The 16,373-nt window shown below is 41.7% G+C and carries 17 protein-coding genes; 5 read left to right on the forward strand and 12 right to left on the reverse strand.

From position 1 onward, the window contains the following. Positions 1-169: 169 nt before the first annotated feature. The 8 genes from IRQ78_RS07110 to murJ form a co-directional block, all read right to left on the reverse strand. Positions 170-880 carry a LytR/AlgR family response regulator transcription factor gene (locus IRQ78_RS07110; RefSeq protein WP_228482538.1) on the reverse strand — a complete coding sequence of 237 codons (711 nt, stop codon included), beginning with the start codon at positions 878-880 and terminating at the stop codon, positions 170-172. Then, a complete protein-coding gene (locus tag IRQ78_RS07115) occupies positions 877-1,902 on the reverse strand; it encodes a sensor histidine kinase (protein ID WP_194441684.1) in 1,026 nt (341 codons plus the stop codon). Before IRQ78_RS07115 ends, IRQ78_RS07110 begins: the two co-directional genes overlap by 4 nt. A 38-nt stretch (positions 1,903-1,940) precedes the next feature. Then, entirely contained in the window at positions 1,941-2,870 is a 930-nt protein-coding gene (gene ispH / locus IRQ78_RS07120) for a 4-hydroxy-3-methylbut-2-enyl diphosphate reductase (protein WP_194441685.1), read from the reverse strand. Further along, entirely contained in the window at positions 2,870-3,310 is a 441-nt protein-coding gene (gene fkpB, locus IRQ78_RS07125; protein ID WP_194441686.1) for an FKBP-type peptidyl-prolyl cis-trans isomerase, read from the reverse strand. The genes ispH and fkpB overlap by 1 nt, the downstream gene beginning before the upstream one ends. Then, positions 3,307-3,807, reverse strand: a complete 501-nt coding sequence (gene lspA, locus IRQ78_RS07130) for a signal peptidase II (protein WP_194441687.1) — start codon at positions 3,805-3,807, stop codon at positions 3,307-3,309. Before lspA ends, fkpB begins: the two co-directional genes overlap by 4 nt. Positions 3,808-3,816: 9 nt before the next feature. After that, positions 3,817-6,642 (reverse strand): isoleucine--tRNA ligase, encoded by a 2,826-nt coding sequence (gene ileS / locus IRQ78_RS07135; RefSeq protein WP_194441688.1) that lies wholly within the window; start codon positions 6,640-6,642, stop codon positions 3,817-3,819. Positions 6,643-6,667: 25 nt separating this feature from the next. Next, positions 6,668-7,594, reverse strand: coding sequence for a bifunctional riboflavin kinase/FAD synthetase (gene ribF / locus IRQ78_RS07140; protein WP_062564282.1), 927 nt, complete (start codon positions 7,592-7,594; stop codon positions 6,668-6,670). Positions 7,595-7,667: 73 nt separating this feature from the next. Then, the gene (murJ, locus tag IRQ78_RS07145; RefSeq protein WP_268795023.1) at positions 7,668-9,248 is read right to left on the reverse strand and encodes a murein biosynthesis integral membrane protein MurJ; all 1,581 of its coding nucleotides are present in this window, start codon (positions 9,246-9,248) and stop codon (positions 7,668-7,670) included. Between the two features lie 243 nt (positions 9,249-9,491). Between murJ and rpsT the strand changes: the two genes are divergently transcribed. Beyond that, positions 9,492-9,752 (forward strand): 30S ribosomal protein S20, encoded by a 261-nt coding sequence (rpsT, locus tag IRQ78_RS07150; RefSeq protein WP_036967030.1) that lies wholly within the window; start codon positions 9,492-9,494, stop codon positions 9,750-9,752. Between the two features lie 96 nt (positions 9,753-9,848). Here the strand turns inward: rpsT and IRQ78_RS07155 are convergent, their stop codons facing one another. After that, positions 9,849-10,232, reverse strand: coding sequence for a response regulator (locus tag IRQ78_RS07155; protein WP_054551762.1), 384 nt, complete (start codon positions 10,230-10,232; stop codon positions 9,849-9,851). 151 nt (positions 10,233-10,383) lie between these two features. On the opposite strand from IRQ78_RS07155, the gene IRQ78_RS07160 reads away from it, so the two are divergent. The 3 genes from IRQ78_RS07160 (at position 10,384) to smrA (ending at position 11,903) form a co-directional block, all read left to right on the forward strand. Then, positions 10,384-10,827 (forward strand): hypothetical protein, encoded by a 444-nt coding sequence (locus IRQ78_RS07160; protein ID WP_054551763.1) that lies wholly within the window; start codon positions 10,384-10,386, stop codon positions 10,825-10,827. A 100-nt stretch (positions 10,828-10,927) separates the two neighbouring features. Then, complete coding sequence (locus tag IRQ78_RS07165; protein WP_054551958.1) at positions 10,928-11,173, forward strand: hypothetical protein; 246 nt, start codon at positions 10,928-10,930, stop codon at positions 11,171-11,173. 148 nt (positions 11,174-11,321) lie between these two features. Then, on the forward strand, positions 11,322-11,903 hold the full coding sequence (gene smrA, locus IRQ78_RS07170) for a DNA endonuclease SmrA (RefSeq protein WP_054551764.1): 582 nt from the start codon (positions 11,322-11,324) through the stop codon (positions 11,901-11,903). A gap of 61 nt (positions 11,904-11,964) precedes the next feature. On the opposite strand, the gene IRQ78_RS20735 is transcribed toward smrA, so the two are convergent. Further along, positions 11,965-12,099: a hypothetical protein gene (locus IRQ78_RS20735; RefSeq protein ID WP_262387613.1), complete on the reverse strand. Its 135-nt coding sequence runs from the start codon at positions 12,097-12,099 to the stop codon at positions 11,965-11,967. A gap of 95 nt (positions 12,100-12,194) precedes the next feature. Then, positions 12,195-13,115: a 2-hydroxyacid dehydrogenase gene (locus tag IRQ78_RS07175; RefSeq protein ID WP_054551765.1), complete on the reverse strand. Its 921-nt coding sequence runs from the start codon at positions 13,113-13,115 to the stop codon at positions 12,195-12,197. A gap of 124 nt (positions 13,116-13,239) precedes the next feature. Here IRQ78_RS07175 and IRQ78_RS07180 point away from each other — a divergent pair, with 124 nt between their 5' ends. Beyond that, the gene (locus tag IRQ78_RS07180; protein WP_194441689.1) at positions 13,240-14,958 is read left to right on the forward strand and encodes a lysophospholipid acyltransferase family protein; all 1,719 of its coding nucleotides are present in this window, start codon (positions 13,240-13,242) and stop codon (positions 14,956-14,958) included. A gap of 215 nt (positions 14,959-15,173) precedes the next feature. Here IRQ78_RS07180 and dapE read toward each other — a convergent pair whose 3' ends face one another. Continuing rightward, on the reverse strand, positions 15,174-16,352 hold the full coding sequence (gene dapE, locus IRQ78_RS07185; protein WP_194441690.1) for a succinyl-diaminopimelate desuccinylase: 1,179 nt from the start codon (positions 16,350-16,352) through the stop codon (positions 15,174-15,176). Positions 16,353-16,373 lie beyond the last annotated feature (21 nt).

Raw genomic sequence — 16,373 nt, forward strand, 5'->3', positions numbered from 1 at the left:
ATACTTTTACATACCATAAGAATATTACGACACAGATAAATAACAATCTGTATATGGACAAGCGGTCATAATGCGCGATAAACGGTACCGAAACTTTCTTCAGAGCAAAGTAATAAACAATAAAGAAGCTGGGACTTTAGGAGATAAGCTGCTGCATTGAGAGTTTTTATTATTTACCCATTACAGCTTTTACATTTTTAAGCTCTCGACGACTAACAGACAAAGGCTCTTTAAACTGCTTCATCGTGACTGTATGTCCACCAGAAGAAGGACTATTAAGGCTTACAATTTGTTGCTTATTGACAAGTGTATTACGATGAATTCTGAGTAGCCGCAGAGGATAGGTTTGCTCAAGTTGTTTTAAACTTTGCTCAACAAGTGCCTCACCTTCAAAAAACACCACCCGCGTGTATTTTTGCTCTGCAATACAGCAAATAACATCATCTATATTTACTCTTCTTAATACGCCTGCAAGTTGATAGCAAATATAGTTATTTTCAGGTGTTAATACTTGAGTTCGGTTTAATTTACTAAGCTGCGCCATTGCTTTTGTTAAAGCTTGCTCGGATACAGGTTTAACTAAATAGCCATCTACTGCGAGCTCAAATGCAGTTAACGCATACTCAGGATGCGCTGTTAAAAACATCACTGCTGGGGGGATCGAAAACTGTTTTAGTTCAGCAGCTACTTCAAGGCCCGACTGCTTGGGCATATTAATATCTAGCATCACTAAATCAGGCTGGAGCTGCTTACAAAGTTCAATCACCTGTTCGCCGTTACTGGCTTCACCTACAACTGTGCAAAGTTCGTTGGTAGCTAATAAACGTTTAATACGCGCCCTTGCTAAAGGCTCGTCATCAGCAATTAAAATTTTTATCATGCGCTTCTCTTCTTAGGTATCACCAGTTTCACCCTAAAGATCTCATCACGAACAGTCGTAGTCAGTTGCGCTTTTTGATGATAGAAAAGTGACAAACGCTGACGGATGTTTTCAAGTGCCATACCGTTGCCTGCTCGTGAATGGCTCCCTTGCTTCGCTACAGGGTTAGTTATAATGAAAGTATAAGCTTTGTTCGATTGATACATCTCGACAGAAATGTTGCCCTGCTCTGCTGGCTCTACGCCATAAAAAACCGCATTTTCAATAATCGGCTGTATTGTCAGACACGGAATATCGATATCTGGCAACTCGTCAGGTAATTTCCAGCTTAATGCTAGGCGTTCGCCATAGCGCCAACGTTCAAGTGCCACATACTGCTGGCATAAAGTGATTTCATCAGCAAGCTTTATGGCTTTACCGCTGCGCATTGCGGCCTGCGACAGCGCCGCCAGCGCCAAAATTGCTTGTTCAGCCGCCTCAGCATCATAATGGGTAAGCTCAGCAGCAGTGTTTAAACTATTAAACAAAAAGTGAGGGCGTATTCTTGCTTGTAATGCATCAAGTTCAGCCTGCGCTAACGCTTTCGTTTGTTGCTCTTTTTGATTATGAATAAGCAGGAATTGGCTGAACAACGCGGTGACCAAAAATATGATCAGTAAATTACTGACAATAAAGTTAGCTCTCGACTCCATAGCGAACACATCTGAAAACACAGACAAAAACAGCCAGCTAAAAACAGACGTTAATGCCAGTAAAGTGGATACCAAAATGAATAACTGTTTAGGGTGCGACAGCTTCGTAAGTAGAGCCCGGCATACATACAGTAACGACAAGCTTGAAAGAAAAATTAGATGTAAAAAGCAGCTAAATATAGCTAGACGTAACCAAACATCACCTAAGCTCATTGGTGAAAAGGCGAGTAAAATAGCAATGACTTGGCTGACGATCAGTGTGGCAAGGACACCACGAGATTGAAAAAGAGCCGCAATCAGCAAGCCGTTTGAATTAGGCTGTTTGCTCATGGGCTCCTCTTTTAACTGTTGACTACTATTTGCTTAGATTAGCGTAGCTCAACAGGAACGGCAAATACTATGTTCTCTTCTTCGCCAGGATTTTCAACAACTTGATTGCCACCCAATCCTTTTAGACGAGCAATAACTTGTTGAACTAAAACTTCTGGTGCAGATGCACCTGCAGTAACACCCACCGCATTTACATTGTTGAACCAATCAGCTTCAACATTACTTGCATCATCAATCAAATAAGCCGTAGTGCCCATTTTATCGGCAAGCTCACGTAAACGATTAGAGTTAGAGCTATTTTTAGCCCCAACTACAAGCAATACATCCACTTTATCAGCTAAGTCACGCACTGCATCTTGACGGTTTTGCGTAGCATAACAAATGTCATCTTTACGCGGGCCATCAATTGCTGGAAACTTAGTACGTAATGCATCAATCACATCTGCTGTATCATCTACAGATAACGTTGTTTGGCTACAGTAAAACAGGTTCTCAGGGTTTTTAACCGTTAAGTTTGCAACATCTTCTGGCGTTTCTACTAAGTAAATACCACCGGCTTCGTTGTCGTACTGCCCCATTGTACCTTCTACTTCTGGATGACCATGATGGCCAATTAACACACACTCAGTACCTTTACGGCTTGCACGTGTTACTTCCATATGTACTTTTGTTACCAACGGGCAGGTTGCATCAAATACTTTAAGGTCACGACGCTTTGCCTCGCTTCGAACAGCTTGTGATACACCATGCGCACTAAAGATAACAATGCTGTCGTCAGGAACCTGATCTAGCTCTTCAACAAAGACTGCACCGCGATTTTTCAAGCCATCAACAACATATCGGTTGTGAACGACTTCATGACGCACATAGATTGGCTTTTCAAAGATATCGAGTGCGCGCTCCACAATACTGATTGCACGGTCAACGCCTGCGCAAAAACCACGTGGGTTCGCTAATAAAATATCCATTAACCTGTTACCTCTAAAATATCGACTTCAAAGGTTAAGCGTTGCCCTGCAAGTGGGTGGTTAAAGTCAATAGTAACTGACTCACCTTGCACTTCACGAACAAGACCAGGTAACTCTGCACCATCAGGCTGAGTAAAGGCAATAATATTACCTACTTCAGCAGGCGTGTCTGCACCAAACTTGCTGCGGTCAACATAGTAGATGTTATCTGGATTTGGCTGACCAAATGCATCTTCTGGCTCTAATGCAAATGACTTACTTTCACCAGCCGCTAAACCGAGTAAGCACTTTTCAAAGTTTGCTGTCAGACTGCCATCACCCATTCGCAATTTTGCAGGTTTATTATGTACTTTAGTTGAATCGGCTGCTGAGCCATCTTCTAACTTAATTGAGAAATGAAAGATCACTTCAGAGTTTTCACCAATTACAGCTTGGCTCATGCTTGTTGCTCCTTAGGACTTTCGCCTGTGAAGGCATCAAATAAAAGTAATGCGGCACCGATACAAATCGCACAATCGGCAATATTAAAAACAGGAAAGTGCCATTTTTCGTAATATACATGCAGGAAGTCAATAACATAGCCATACGCGATTCGGTCGTATAAATTGCCTATTGCACCGGCTAAAACTAACGCATAAGCAGAACATAATACCTTGTTAGACGCAGGTAAACGTTTCAACCACCACACTAAAAGCACACTAATCGACACTGCAATCAAACTAAAGAACCAGCGCTGCCAGCCACCTGAATCACTCAAAAAGCTAAATGCCGCACCATAGTTGTGTACATAGGTGAAGTTAAAGAATGGCAGAATATCTATCGACTCTTGATAGGCCATGGTATTAACGACAAGTGATTTTGTCGCATAGTCTACTACCAAAAGTAGTAGACTAAGCCATAACCAAACCAAGCCACTTTTTCCGGCTAGTTTGCTCACAAACAACTCCTATGCGAACTGACGCTGTTCACCATCGCCATCAACATTGCTTACACAACGGCCACAGATCTCAGGGTGAGCAGGATCAGCACCTACATCATCACAGTAATGCCAACAACGCTCACATTTTTCAGCGGTTGTTGCAGCAACTTTAATGTATAAGCCATCAATTTCTGTAGCTTGCGTATCTTCTGGCTGTGCTGTCACAGTTTCAACGGTTACGCCTGACGTTAATAGTACAAAGCGCAGTTCATCACCTAATGCAGCTAACTTCGCGCTTAGCTCTTCACCTGCATAAATGTTTACGTTTGCTTGTAGAGTTGCACCAATAACTTCTTCTTTACGAGCTGCTTCTAGTACACGGTTTACTTCATCACGCACGTTAAGGATTGTTAACCAATCATCGTTGCTAAATTTACCTTGTGAAGAGGCTTGCAAGCCATCGTACCATACTGAAGTGAATACAAACTTGTCACGATCACCTGGTAATGCTTCCCAAATTTCTTGCGCGGTGAAGCTTAAGATCGGTGCCATCCAACGCGTCATTGCTTCGGCAATGTGATAAAGCGCAGTTTGACATGAACGACGCGCATGACTGTCGCTTTTCGCTGTGTATTGACGATCTTTGATTACGTCTAAGTAGAACGAACCAAGCTCACCAGTACAGAAGTTCATTAGCTTTTGCGTTACAAGTAGCATTTGATACTTGTCATAAGCCGCTAAGATTTCATCTTGAAGCTCAGCTGCGCGGCCCACAATCCAACGGTCAAGCTCAACCATGTCTTCAATAGCAACTTGATCCGTTTTAGGATCAAAACCATTTAAGTTCGCAAGTAAGTAACGGCTCGTGTTACGAATACGACGATAACGGTCTGCTGAACGTTTAAAGATTTCATCAGATACAGTCATTTCAGCCGTAAAATCAGTTGATGCAACCCATAAACGTAAGATGTCAGCACCTAGTTTGTTCATCACGTTTTGTGGCGAAATTACGTTGCCTAATGATTTAGACATCTTGCGGCCATTTTCATCAACCGTGAAACCATGTGTTAGCACTTGCTTATATGGCGCATGACCATTAATAGCAACCGATGTCATCATTGACGACATAAACCAACCACGGTGTTGATCAGAACCTTCTAAGTAAAGATCAGCAGGACCGGTTAAATCTTCACGTGCATCAACCACACATGCGTGAGTCACACCTGAGTCAAACCAAACATCTAGCGTATCTTGTACTTTCATGTATTGCTCAGCGTCATCACCAAGTAAGGTTGCTGGATCTAAGTCATACCAAGCTTGAATACCTGATTTTTCAACCAACTTCGCAGCTTCTTCGATAAGCTCTTGTGTATTCGGATGAAGTGCACCCGTGTCTTTATCAACGAATAATGCAATTGGCACACCCCATGTACGTTGACGTGAAATACACCAATCAGGACGGCCTTCAACCATGTTTGCAATGCGGCTCTCGCCCCACTCAGGTAACCACTCAGTCTTTTTGATTTCGTTTAATGAATCTTGACGAAGGTTAGCTTGGTCCATACTTACGAACCACTGTGGCGTAGCACGGAAGATAATAGGTGTTTTATGACGCCAGCAATGTGGGTAGCTGTGCGTAAGCGCATGATGATGCAATAACGCATTGTTTTCAGTTAATACGTCAATAACGCTCGCATTCGCTTTAAATACGTGCTGACCTGCAAACATTGGTGTGTCAGGTAAGTAAACACCGTTAGCACCAACCGGATTAGCTACTTCTAAACCATAAGCAAGACCTGCCGCGAAATCCTCTTGACCATGACCAGGTGCAGTATGAACAACACCAGTACCAGAATCAGTCGTTACGTGATCAGCCACAATCACAGGCACTGTGAAGTCATAGAACGGGTGAGCAACCTGTAAGTTATCAAGTGCGGCACCTTTTACATAACCGAGTACGTGGTAATGTTTGAAGCCATAACGGTCCATAGCATCTTTAACTAGCTCAGAACCTAAAATTAGACGTTGCTGTGCACCTTCATCATCAATTTGAACAAGGGCATATTCAAGCTTTTCGTGAACTGCTACTGCACGGTTAGCTGGTAATGTCCACGGTGTTGTCGTCCAGATCACTGTACTAACTGCACCTATACCTTCATGGCCTTCAGCAAGTTCAAACGCATTGATTACAGCATCTTGATCAGCAAACTGAAAACGTACATCGATTGCTGGAGACTGTTTATCTTGGTATTCAACTTCCGCTTCAGCTAGTGCTGAACCACAATCTGTACACCAGTGAACAGGCTTAGCACCTTTGTGTAAGTGACCATTTTTAATGATGCGACCAAGCACGCGAATTGCGTTCGCTTCAAAGTCAAAGTTCATTGTTAAGTAAGGCTTGTCCCAGTCACCAAATACACCAAGACGTTTAAAGTCTGTTTTTTGACCTTCGACTTGTTTTTTGGCGTATGCGCGACATTTTTCACGGAACTCAGCAGCAGACACTTTCACGCCTGGCTTGCCTACTTTCTTTTCAACCATTAATTCAATTGGTAAACCGTGACAGTCCCAACCCGGCACGTAAGGTGCGTCGAAGTCAGACAAGGTTTTTGACTTAACAATAATATCTTTAAGAATTTTGTTTACCGAGTGGCCTAAATGGATATCACCGTTTGCATACGGAGGGCCGTCATGCAAAATGAAGGTTTTTTTACCTTTTTTAGCGCTGCGAATTTGACCGTAAAGATCGTCTTCATACCATGTCTTAAGCATCTTTGGTTCACGTTGTGCCAAATTGCCGCGCATTGGAAACGCTGTTTCCGGTAAATTCAAAGTATGTTTGTAGTCGCTCATTAATCCTACTTTCCGTATCGGCTACCTAATTTAAACCAAAACACTGCTTAGCGGCGGTTACATCATCTGCAATCTGCGCCGTCAGTTGTGTTAATGTCTCGAATTTTTTCTCATCGCGAAGCTTTTTAATTAGCTCCACGTGCATAAATTGTCCGTAAATGTCTTGCGCAAAGTCGAAAAGATGGACTTCTAACAATGCGCGTGTCCCATTGAATGTGGGTTTGTTGCCAATATTTGCAACCCCATATAATTCTTTATCACCCACTTTTGCTCTTACCGCAAATACCCCATTTACAGGGCATACTTGGCGTTTTAGTGCTATGTTGGCTGTTCTAAACCCTAATTCACGACCTTTCGCCCAGCCATGAATAACACGTCCAGAAATCGCATAACCATGACCTAACATGGTTTTTGCATCTTCCAATTGCCCTGCAGCAAGCGCATGGCGAATAAGGGTACTACTTACTCTATCATTGAGTCTGCGAAAACTTGCAGTACTTTTCACATCCATGTTCAGCTCAGCGCCCATGGTTTTTAGTAACGCAAAATCTCCACGACGACGTTTGCCAAAACAAAAGTCATCACCAACAGTTAATGCTTTAACGCCTAGCTTTTCAACCAGTACTTGGCTGACAAACTGTTCTGCTTCCATGTTGGCAAATTGCTGATTGAAGCTAATACAAATCACTCGTTCCACGCCTAATTTAGCAAGCAAACTGAGCTTATCACGTAGTCGAGTTAAACGCGCGGGTGCATTATCTTTGGCAAAAAACTCTTGTGGCTGAGGCTCAAATAACATCACGGTACTTGGCAATTGATGCTTTTCTGCGTCTTGCAGCAAGCCTTTAATCACTTCTGCATGACCTAAGTGCACGCCATCAAAATTACCAATGGTCAACACACAGCCATAATGCTGCGCGCGAATATTGTGAATACCTCTAATTAACTCCATGCCACCTTTTTGCCTTTATCAGCGAGCCCAAAACATTGATATCGGGCTTGAAGCGCCGATTATAATCTTTTTTTTAGTTTGATTCAGTAGTTGCAACACTTTTTATCGTATTTAGTCGCACACCTAGAATGAATAAGGCCGCAAAGTAAACAAAAACCGCCAGCACTAATAATCCACTCAACAGCAGCACTTGCTCAGTAAAGTGCCATGCTTTCCAGGCAAATTGCTGGCCCACATACCATACAGATGCGGCCATTAATAAACTTGAAAACAAACACTTAAAGGTGAAACCAAGGCTCATCGCAGAAAACTGATAAACGCCTTCTTTACGTAGTTGATGATACAACAAATAGGCATTACAACTGGCCGACATCGCGGTTGCTAACGCTAACCCCAAATAGCCAATAAATGGAGCTAGCATAATGTTAAACACCATATTTAACACCAGTGTTTTAATACCAATTTTTACGGGGGTTTTAGTATCTTGACGCGAATAAAAGCCCGGTGCTAACACCTTGATTAACATAAAGCTAACCAGTCCAACTGAGTAGGCCATGACACCGTAACTTACCGCTTTTACATGATCAATTTCACCGTCCTGAAATGCACCATGATCAAATAAAACCGTAATAATGAGCGGGCTTATCACCATTAAACCAAACATAGCAGGCAAGCCTAAGAAAATAACAAATCTCACCCCCCAATCCAGGGTTAGCTGAAAATCTTTTGTGCTTTTAGTGCTATGTAGCTTAGACAATGCGGGTAAAATTACCGTCGCGATACCGATACCGAATAAGCCAAGAGGAAACTCAATTAAACGGTCTGAGTAGTAAAGCCACGCGATAGAACCGGTCATCAACATTGAGGCAATCATGGTGTCGAGCAACAGGTTTATTTGACTGATAGACACGCCAAACAAGGCTGGTAGCATGAGTTTTCGCACTTTTTTAACGTTTTCATCTTGCCAGCCCCATTTTGGGCGGCTCAGCATACGGGCACGGTACAAAAATGGCAACTGAAACAGTAACTGCACTACCCCCCCAACAAATACGCCAATGGCAAGGGCATAAGCCCCAACTGAAAATTTATCGTGCAATAAAACTGCGCAGCTAATAATCGATATATTCAACAGCACAGGTGTAAACGCTGCAACAGCAAAGCGATTATAGACGTTCATGACCGCACCGCTCAGGGCAACCAAACTCACGAAAAATAAATAAGGGAAAGTCAGTTTTAACAGTGCACTGGCCAGTACGAACTTCTCGGCATTTTCGCCTCCTTGCCACCAATCAATAAACCAGCCAGTTCCAAATAAGGCCGCTATAACTGGAGAAGCAATAACTCCGAACAGGGTAACAATTAATAAAATAGTTCCTAACGTACCGGCTGCTTGAGCCACAAACAACCGGACTTTATCATCGCCTTGTTGTTCTTTTATCTCAGATAAAACCGGCACAAATGCTTGGGCAAAGGCTCCTTCAGCAAATAAGCGTCTTAGGAAATTAGGAATTCGATTGGCAAATAAAAACACATCCGCAGCAGCACTGGCACCTAGGAGATTCGCCACAACCGCATCTCTTACTAACCCTAAAATACGCGAGATCATCGTCATTGCACTAACAATCATCCCAGAACGAAATAATCCTTTTGCCACCTTAAACCCATTATCAAAAAACTTCTAAGATGGGCGATTATGCCTAAAATATCTTTAAAGCACTAGGCTCGAACCCGACCCTTTGTTACAATGGCGATATTAACTGCTAAAGCGGCAAATTGATGTTCGTTATAAGGAGCAGTTTTTCTTGAGATGTCAAAATTTCGTTGACATTCATGATAAAAACAGGCATATTCCACGGCCTTTAAATTAAGCTTATTTTAAGATTGTTAGGAGCAAACCTTGGCTAACATCAAGTCTGCAAAAAAACGCGCTATTACGAGCGAAAAAAATCGTCAACATAACGCAAGCCGTCGTTCAATGATGCGTACTTACTTCAAAAAAGTAGTTGCTGCAATTGAAGCGGGCGACAAAGAAGCTGCACAAGCGGCATTCGCTGTTGCAACACCTATCCTAGACCGTTACGCAACTAAAGGTCTAATCCACAAGAACAAAGCAGCTCGTCATAAGAGCCGTTTAGCAGCTAAAATCAAAGCGCTATAATTTGTTTTTGATGAATATGAAAAACCGGCTTTTGCCGGTTTTTTTTTGTTTGTAATTTAACAAGGCACTTTTCTAAATACCCCAATAGTTAATTAGCTAAACAATTTCTAGTTCTGGGTAAAACTTTTTCAGCATTGCCGCAATTTTCTTAGGTGTAAACGGTTTTACTACAAATCCTTTAGCGCCCTTTTCAATTGCTTCTTTAACGTTTTCTACTGTTGAATGAGCCGAAACCATCACGACATTCGCTTCGGGCGAAATTTCATTTATTTGCGTGATAATCTCTTTACCATCTCCATCGGGTAATTCAATATCTAGAAAAATTATATTGAACTCTTTCTCTTTACATGCGCTTAAACACTGTGCGGCTGTAGAAGCTTCACGTACATTATCGATACCAAGGTGCATTAATGTTTGATTTAGAAAACTGCGGACCGTACCTACGTCGTCCACAATTAGAATTGAAAGCTGCGTATCCATACTATTCCTCTTAAACTATGAAGATAAACACTCATTGCACTGTAGAGTGTAACGCATTTAAGCTATGAGTGATTTGAATTTGACTATTATATCAAAAACTTCGTTATAATCTCATTATAGAGACCTATATTTAAAAGGCCAGATAAGCTTTATGTCTAATAAAATAAAAAAACAATCTTTACTTGGTAAAGCTCCTGCACGAAAGAAACCAACACAAGCAAAGCGCCAAAGACCAGTAAACCAACAACAAGCGCGCGCACAAGCTGCTCAGCACAGTGCTCCTGAAGTAGAACTTAAGAAAAGCAAAACACGGTGGTATGCACTCGCAGCAGTTGTATTAATTCTGCTAATTACGCCAAAACCCGTGTTAATCACTTACGAAAAGCTAGGTATGGTCTCACAAAGTATATTTTGGCCCGGGGTTTTTGGTTATGGTGCAAACTTATTTGATTCTACTCTTAGCCCCCGTGCAGACCTAAGCCGCAACATTATTTACCTGTGCCAAGATAAGCGTAAACCAGACACCTGTCAGAAGTACCGAGTTACAGAACAAAATGGATTTTTTGCAGCGATGAAAAAGCTGATAATGGATTAAAAAATCTAATCCGAAAATTTAAAATTACTTGGTTGAAAGCTGTGTAAAAGATCACCATAATGGCGCTCCTTTTTCAACACAGACACGATCAGATACGACCATGCTAAACGAGCTAGATTGGCTTTTAAACTTAACGTTACTTGCACTAGGACTAGGTGCATTTTTTATTAACCAGCTAACATTACTGCGTTTTGCAGCGATTAGCGCGTGTAGTTTATTATTTTTATCGTTTAGTTTAGATCTGATGTCATCAAGCGTAATATCAAACATGAGCTTGGTGTTGATCAACACATTTTATTTATTCAAGGTCTACACATTTGGCCAGTTGAATATTAATCAAGGTTAATCTTCCCCTAAGATAAATTGATAGAATAGGCTATATCATCTATCAGCATTTATGCCCAAGCAGTCCCCTGCTTGGGCTTTTTTTTACTTACAAAATGGTTGAACTGAGATACCATTAATGGCGTATATAAATAATTTGGAGGTACCTTATGTCATTAAACGACTTCGACTTATTTCTCTCATCTATGGAAGACGTAAAACCTCTTAAGCATGACACTGTTCAATTTGATTCCACCAAGCAAGGCCCTTCTTTAGCGCAACAAGAAAAACGTAAAGCAGCTGAGTGTGATTTAGCAATTGATGAAAACTATTTGCGCAGCGAGTTCGTCGAGCTGTTAGATCCTCATGCCATATTGGCATTTAAAAAAGATGGCGTACAAGGCCAAGTATATAAAAACTTACGTTTAGCTAAATATCAACTCGATGCCACGCTTGATTTGCATGGTCAGCCTCTTCAACGTGCACGTAGTACGTTATTTAATTTTATCGATGACTGTCATAAACGAAATATTCGTGTCGTACTTATTCGCCATGGGATTGGTATCAAAAATAAATCACAGCCAGGTATTTTAAAGAGCTATACCAATAAGTGGCTGCAAGAAATTCCAGCGGTTTTAGCCTTTCACAGTGCTCTTAAGCATCATGGTGGTAGTGGTGCAACGTATGTGATGATTAAAAAATCTGACGAGAAGAAACACGAGAACAGAGAAATCCACTCAAAAAGAAGTTAGTTGAATAAGCGATTAAAGTGCAGCATCTAAACGTGCTGCACTCGATGAGCATGCTGTGTGGTTATGATTGACTAACTTCAATGTCCTGAACTGGTTGCTCCGATGCATTAGCTTGGTTAAACCATGCTGACACACCTAAAACGATAACTGACACGACGACCAGACTAAATTTAGCTCCACTTTGATTAGATTTCATAACGCCTCTTTTATTATTGTTTTTTTATTGAGCAACTCCAGAATAGCAAAATTACAGATGTTAACAAGACGTTTATTAAACAAATTTACAATGTGTCAATAACCTTTTGTTCTATCAACCTGATTTATTAGTTCTTTACCTTCAGTTAACCTTTTAGCATTACCTGCAATTTGCAACGAGACAGACTCTAAATCTGAAATTGCAGCACAGTGAGGCGTTAAGGTCACCTTTTGATGAGACCAGTAAGGGTGCGCCTGAGGTAAAGGCTCTTCGCTGAATACATCAAGGGTGGCGCCACGTAATTGCTCACTATTAAGTGCCTCGAGTAAATCTTCATCGACAACATGTTTGCCTCTGGCAACATTAATTAGCACCGCATGGCTTTGTAGTTTACCCAGCAGTGATTTATTGATAATGCCCTGAGTGTGTTGGTTAAGTGGTAGTAAGCACACGAGATAATCAATTTGACCAAGCATGTCATCTAACCCCTGCTGTGAGTAATAGGTGCTTACTTCAACGTCGTGTTTTTCACTATTAGACCAAGCACTCACTTGAAAACCATTTGCGAGTAAACGCTTTGCACAGGCTTTGCCTAGTTCACCGTAACCTAAGATACCCACATGTTGATGTGAATACGCTCGCTTTGGCTTCCAAGTACCCGCTGATTGTTTTAAATAATATTCTTTGAGTCTCAGCTTGTGCGCCAATACATGACCCAATACATACTCTGCCATATCATTAGCAAGGTTATCATCAACAATTCTAACAACAGGAACATGCGCTGCTATCTTTGTTAAGTCGATGCTATCAACGCCTGCACCAAATGAAGAAACTGCTTTTAAATTTACCAGCTTAGGCCATAAATCAGCGGGCGCATTCCAGGCCAGTACAAACTCTACGGCTTCGTAGTCTGTGCACTCAGACCAAAGCTGTACGTCAATCTCTGGTAATAACGCTTGTAATCGGGCAATTAATTGGCTGCAATCTCGGCCTGTTACAGCTACAAGTAAAATCATTGTCTTCTCCATTTTAGCCTCGAACACGAAGCGCTCTTTAAAAAGTCACACAACTGCAACCTAACTGTCACAGCGAACTCTTACCCTAACCTCATCGCTAAATGCGTTTATGTTTGAGGTTTGTATGATCAGTGTTGATAAAGTAATAGAAGCAAATTTACCACAATTAGAAAATTCGCCAAAAGTAAAAGGTTTAGTAAAGAAAGGCCTAGGTTATTTATTACATGAGCAAGAGTTTGTTGCCTTTGGTGATGCATACCCACACTTACAGGGGCTTGAATTTGTAGAGCAAGTGCTTGATGAGCTTGACTTTGACACGCGCTACAAGCCAAAACAAATGGAACATATACCAAGTGAAGGTAATGTCGTTATTGTCGCTAACCACCCTATCGGCTCTCTTGATGCATTAGCGCTGATAAAAGTCTTATCAAGTGTACGCCCCGACTTAAAAGTCGTTGCAAACCGCATGCTGATGTCAATCACTCCGATGCACTCGTTACTCCTTCCCGTTGATAACCTCTCTGGTACGAGTAAAAAGAAAGAACTCGCTAATATCCAGCAACACTTAAAATCAGACGGTGCATTATTAATCTTTCCTGCAGGTGAGGTATCGCGCTTAAGTCCAACGGGCATTAAAGACTGTAAGTGGAACAGCGGTTTTTTACGTATGGCAAAAAAAGCCAACGCACCTATTTTGCCTATTTACATCAAAGCGAAAAACAGCCCGTTATTCTACGGCACCTCAATGATCTACAAACCCTTAGCCAGTTTGTTATTAGTCAAAGAGATGTTCAAACAACGACAAAAATCATTAGAGTTTGAAATTGGCGCGTCCATCCCACCTGAGTCATATTTAATCGAAAATTTAAAAGATAAAGAAATAGCTCAGTTGATAAGAAAACAACTGTATCGACTTATCACAAAAAAACCTCTGCCGTTAAAAACGCAAACCCCCATTGCCAGTCCTGAAGCAACGAAAGACCTTAAAAAAGCCATTGAAGAGTGTGAGCTATTAGGTGTAACCTCTGATGGTATGAAAATTTATTTATATCAATACTGTGGTAGCTCACCGATTTTCCGTGAACTAGGACGACTTCGTGAAATTGCGTTTCGGGCAGTCGGTGAAGGCAGTGGTAAACGCCGTGATATAGATAAATACGACATGGATTATCAACACCTCGTTCTGTGGGATGCTAAGCAACTTGAACTAGTCGGCGCATACCGACTTGCCTGCGCACAAGACATTATAGAAAAACATGGCCGCAAAGGTTTATATACTGACAGCCTATTTAGCTACAGCGATGATATGGCGCCGTATTTTGAAAAGGGCATTGAGCTCGGTCGCAGCTTTGTGCAACCCAAATACTGGGGTAGAAAGAGCCTAGACTATTTGTGGTTTGGCATTGGCGCATTTGTGAACCGGTACCCGCAATACCGCTATTTGTTTGGCGCAGTTAGCGTATCTAACGCGCTCCCCGAGCAAGCTAAATCGCTATTGGTTCACTATTACCAGCATTATTATGGTGCTAAAAAAGTGTTAGCTATCCCCAATAATGAATATCGCCATACCGAATCACAAAAAGAACAATGTGCTCAGTTATTTGCTGGGGATGATATTAAAGAAGATTTTGTTGAACTTAAGCATGTGCTTGCCAATATTGGTGCGCAAGTCCCAACCTTATTCAAACAATACACAGAGCTTTGCGAGCCAGGAGGCGTACAGTTTTTAAGTTTTAGCATCGACCCTGAGTTCAATAATTGCATTGATGGATTAGTGCTTGTCGACTTAGATAAAGTAAAAGCGAGTAAAGCCAAACGATACTTAGGGCAGCCACGCGAATAATCGTTATAAAATAGCTAATACCAACCCGCAATAATACTTAATCATTTTGAGGGATTAAACCTGTCGCTAACGGCGTTAAAAATTTCTCATTTAGAACAACTAAATAACGAAATTTTTGCCTTGTTATCAACGAGGTTTTATTGCCTCAAAATAGACTACTTAATTAAGCGGATTGGTATAAAAGAAAAGTCGGCATGTTCGCCGACTTTTTCTTTTTAATTAAAGATATTTCTAAGCGCAGCTAAGTATATTTGCTCAATAGTTTTTAAATCTGCGATAGGAACATGCTCATTAACTTGATGAATGGTATGGTTTCGCACACCACATTCAATCACTTGCGTGTGCTCATTGGCAAAAAATCGCCCATCTGATGTGCCACCACTGGTACTAAGCATAGGGAAGCTGCCTGTTACTTCATGCACGGCTTGTTCAAGCTGCTGCAACAAGCAATTGCTCGCCTGATGCAAGGTATAAAATGATTCGCACGGACGCTCCCAAACAAGCGTTAGCCGCGATGCTAAATCTGCCAATGCAAACTGAATTTCTTCTTTGATGTCTTTACTTTTGTAGCCATGACTATAACGTACGTTAAACGTGAGCTCACATTGAGCAGGAACAAGATTATCGACCACATTGGCAATATTAATTCCGGTCACTTGCAGTGTTGTAGCCGAGCTTGTTTCATCTTTGTGCCAGCTAATTGCCGTTAAGCGCTTTACGACCTCTGCACTTAAATGTGCAGCGTTTATGGTGTTTTCTGGATAAGCAACATGCCCAGCTTTACCTTGAATAGATAATCGAGCAGACAACGCGCCTCGCCTACCATTTTTAATGGTATCACCCACATGCTGATGACTCGTCGGCTCGCCAACTAGGCAACCATCAAGCACAACACCTTGTTTGGCTAGACGCTCAGCAATCAATAAGGATCCGTATTCAGCTTCGCCCTCTTCATCTGAGGTTATTAACCAGTAAAATGTGCCGCGTTTATTGCTATTTTGCGCTAAAAAACGTTTTGTTGCGCAAAGCATCGCAGCAACACCGCCTTTCATATCTGCTGCGCCACGGCCATAGACACTGCCATCGACTATCTCGCCACTAAAAGGATCAACTCGCCAATCACCTTCTGCAGCAGGGACCACATCAATATGGCCAGAAAAAGCAACGATAGGGCCTTCACCAAAGGTGATTTTAGCAATTAAATTAGTAACATGATTAAAGCTAAATACCTCACAATCAAAGCCGAGCTGGCTTAAGTTACCTTCAAGCCAATCAATTGCACCAGCTTGAGCGGGCGTTACCGATTTAAATCGGAGCAAGGTTTGTAATGTTTCAACCACCTCAGATTGCACCGACTGGTGCGTTACTAACTCTGCATTTGATATCAAACTCATAATAACCCTAATCAGTTAGAA

The organism is Pseudoalteromonas simplex (genome assembly GCF_015278155.1).
Lineage (GTDB): Bacteria > Pseudomonadota > Gammaproteobacteria > Enterobacterales > Alteromonadaceae > Pseudoalteromonas > Pseudoalteromonas simplex.

Bases quoted from the DNA above. Each gene is read 5' to 3' on its own strand.
- ispH (WP_194441685.1), bottom strand. From the start codon at position 2,870: ATGGATATTTTATTAGCGAACCCACGTGGTTTTTGCGCAGGCGTTGAC.
- IRQ78_RS07165 (WP_054551958.1), top strand. From the start codon at position 10,928: ATGCTAAACGAGCTAGATTGGCTTTTAAACTTAACGTTACTTGCACTA.
- smrA (WP_054551764.1), top strand. From the start codon at position 11,322: ATGTCATTAAACGACTTCGACTTATTTCTCTCATCTATGGAAGACGTA.
- ileS (WP_194441688.1), bottom strand. From the start codon at position 6,642: ATGAGCGACTACAAACATACTTTGAATTTACCGGAAACAGCGTTTCCA.
- IRQ78_RS07110 (WP_228482538.1), bottom strand. From the start codon at position 880: ATGATAAAAATTTTAATTGCTGATGACGAGCCTTTAGCAAGGGCGCGT.
- IRQ78_RS20735 (WP_262387613.1), bottom strand. From the start codon at position 12,099: ATGAAATCTAATCAAAGTGGAGCTAAATTTAGTCTGGTCGTCGTGTCA.
- dapE (WP_194441690.1), bottom strand. From the start codon at position 16,352: ATGAGTTTGATATCAAATGCAGAGTTAGTAACGCACCAGTCGGTGCAA.
- IRQ78_RS07175 (WP_054551765.1), bottom strand. From the start codon at position 13,115: ATGATTTTACTTGTAGCTGTAACAGGCCGAGATTGCAGCCAATTAATT.
- ribF (WP_062564282.1), bottom strand. From the start codon at position 7,594: ATGGAGTTAATTAGAGGTATTCACAATATTCGCGCGCAGCATTATGGC.
- IRQ78_RS07115 (WP_194441684.1), bottom strand. From the start codon at position 1,902: ATGAGCAAACAGCCTAATTCAAACGGCTTGCTGATTGCGGCTCTTTTT.
- IRQ78_RS07180 (WP_194441689.1), top strand. From the start codon at position 13,240: ATGATCAGTGTTGATAAAGTAATAGAAGCAAATTTACCACAATTAGAA.
- IRQ78_RS07160 (WP_054551763.1), top strand. From the start codon at position 10,384: ATGTCTAATAAAATAAAAAAACAATCTTTACTTGGTAAAGCTCCTGCA.
- fkpB (WP_194441686.1), bottom strand. From the start codon at position 3,310: ATGAGCCAAGCTGTAATTGGTGAAAACTCTGAAGTGATCTTTCATTTC.
- IRQ78_RS07155 (WP_054551762.1), bottom strand. From the start codon at position 10,232: ATGGATACGCAGCTTTCAATTCTAATTGTGGACGACGTAGGTACGGTC.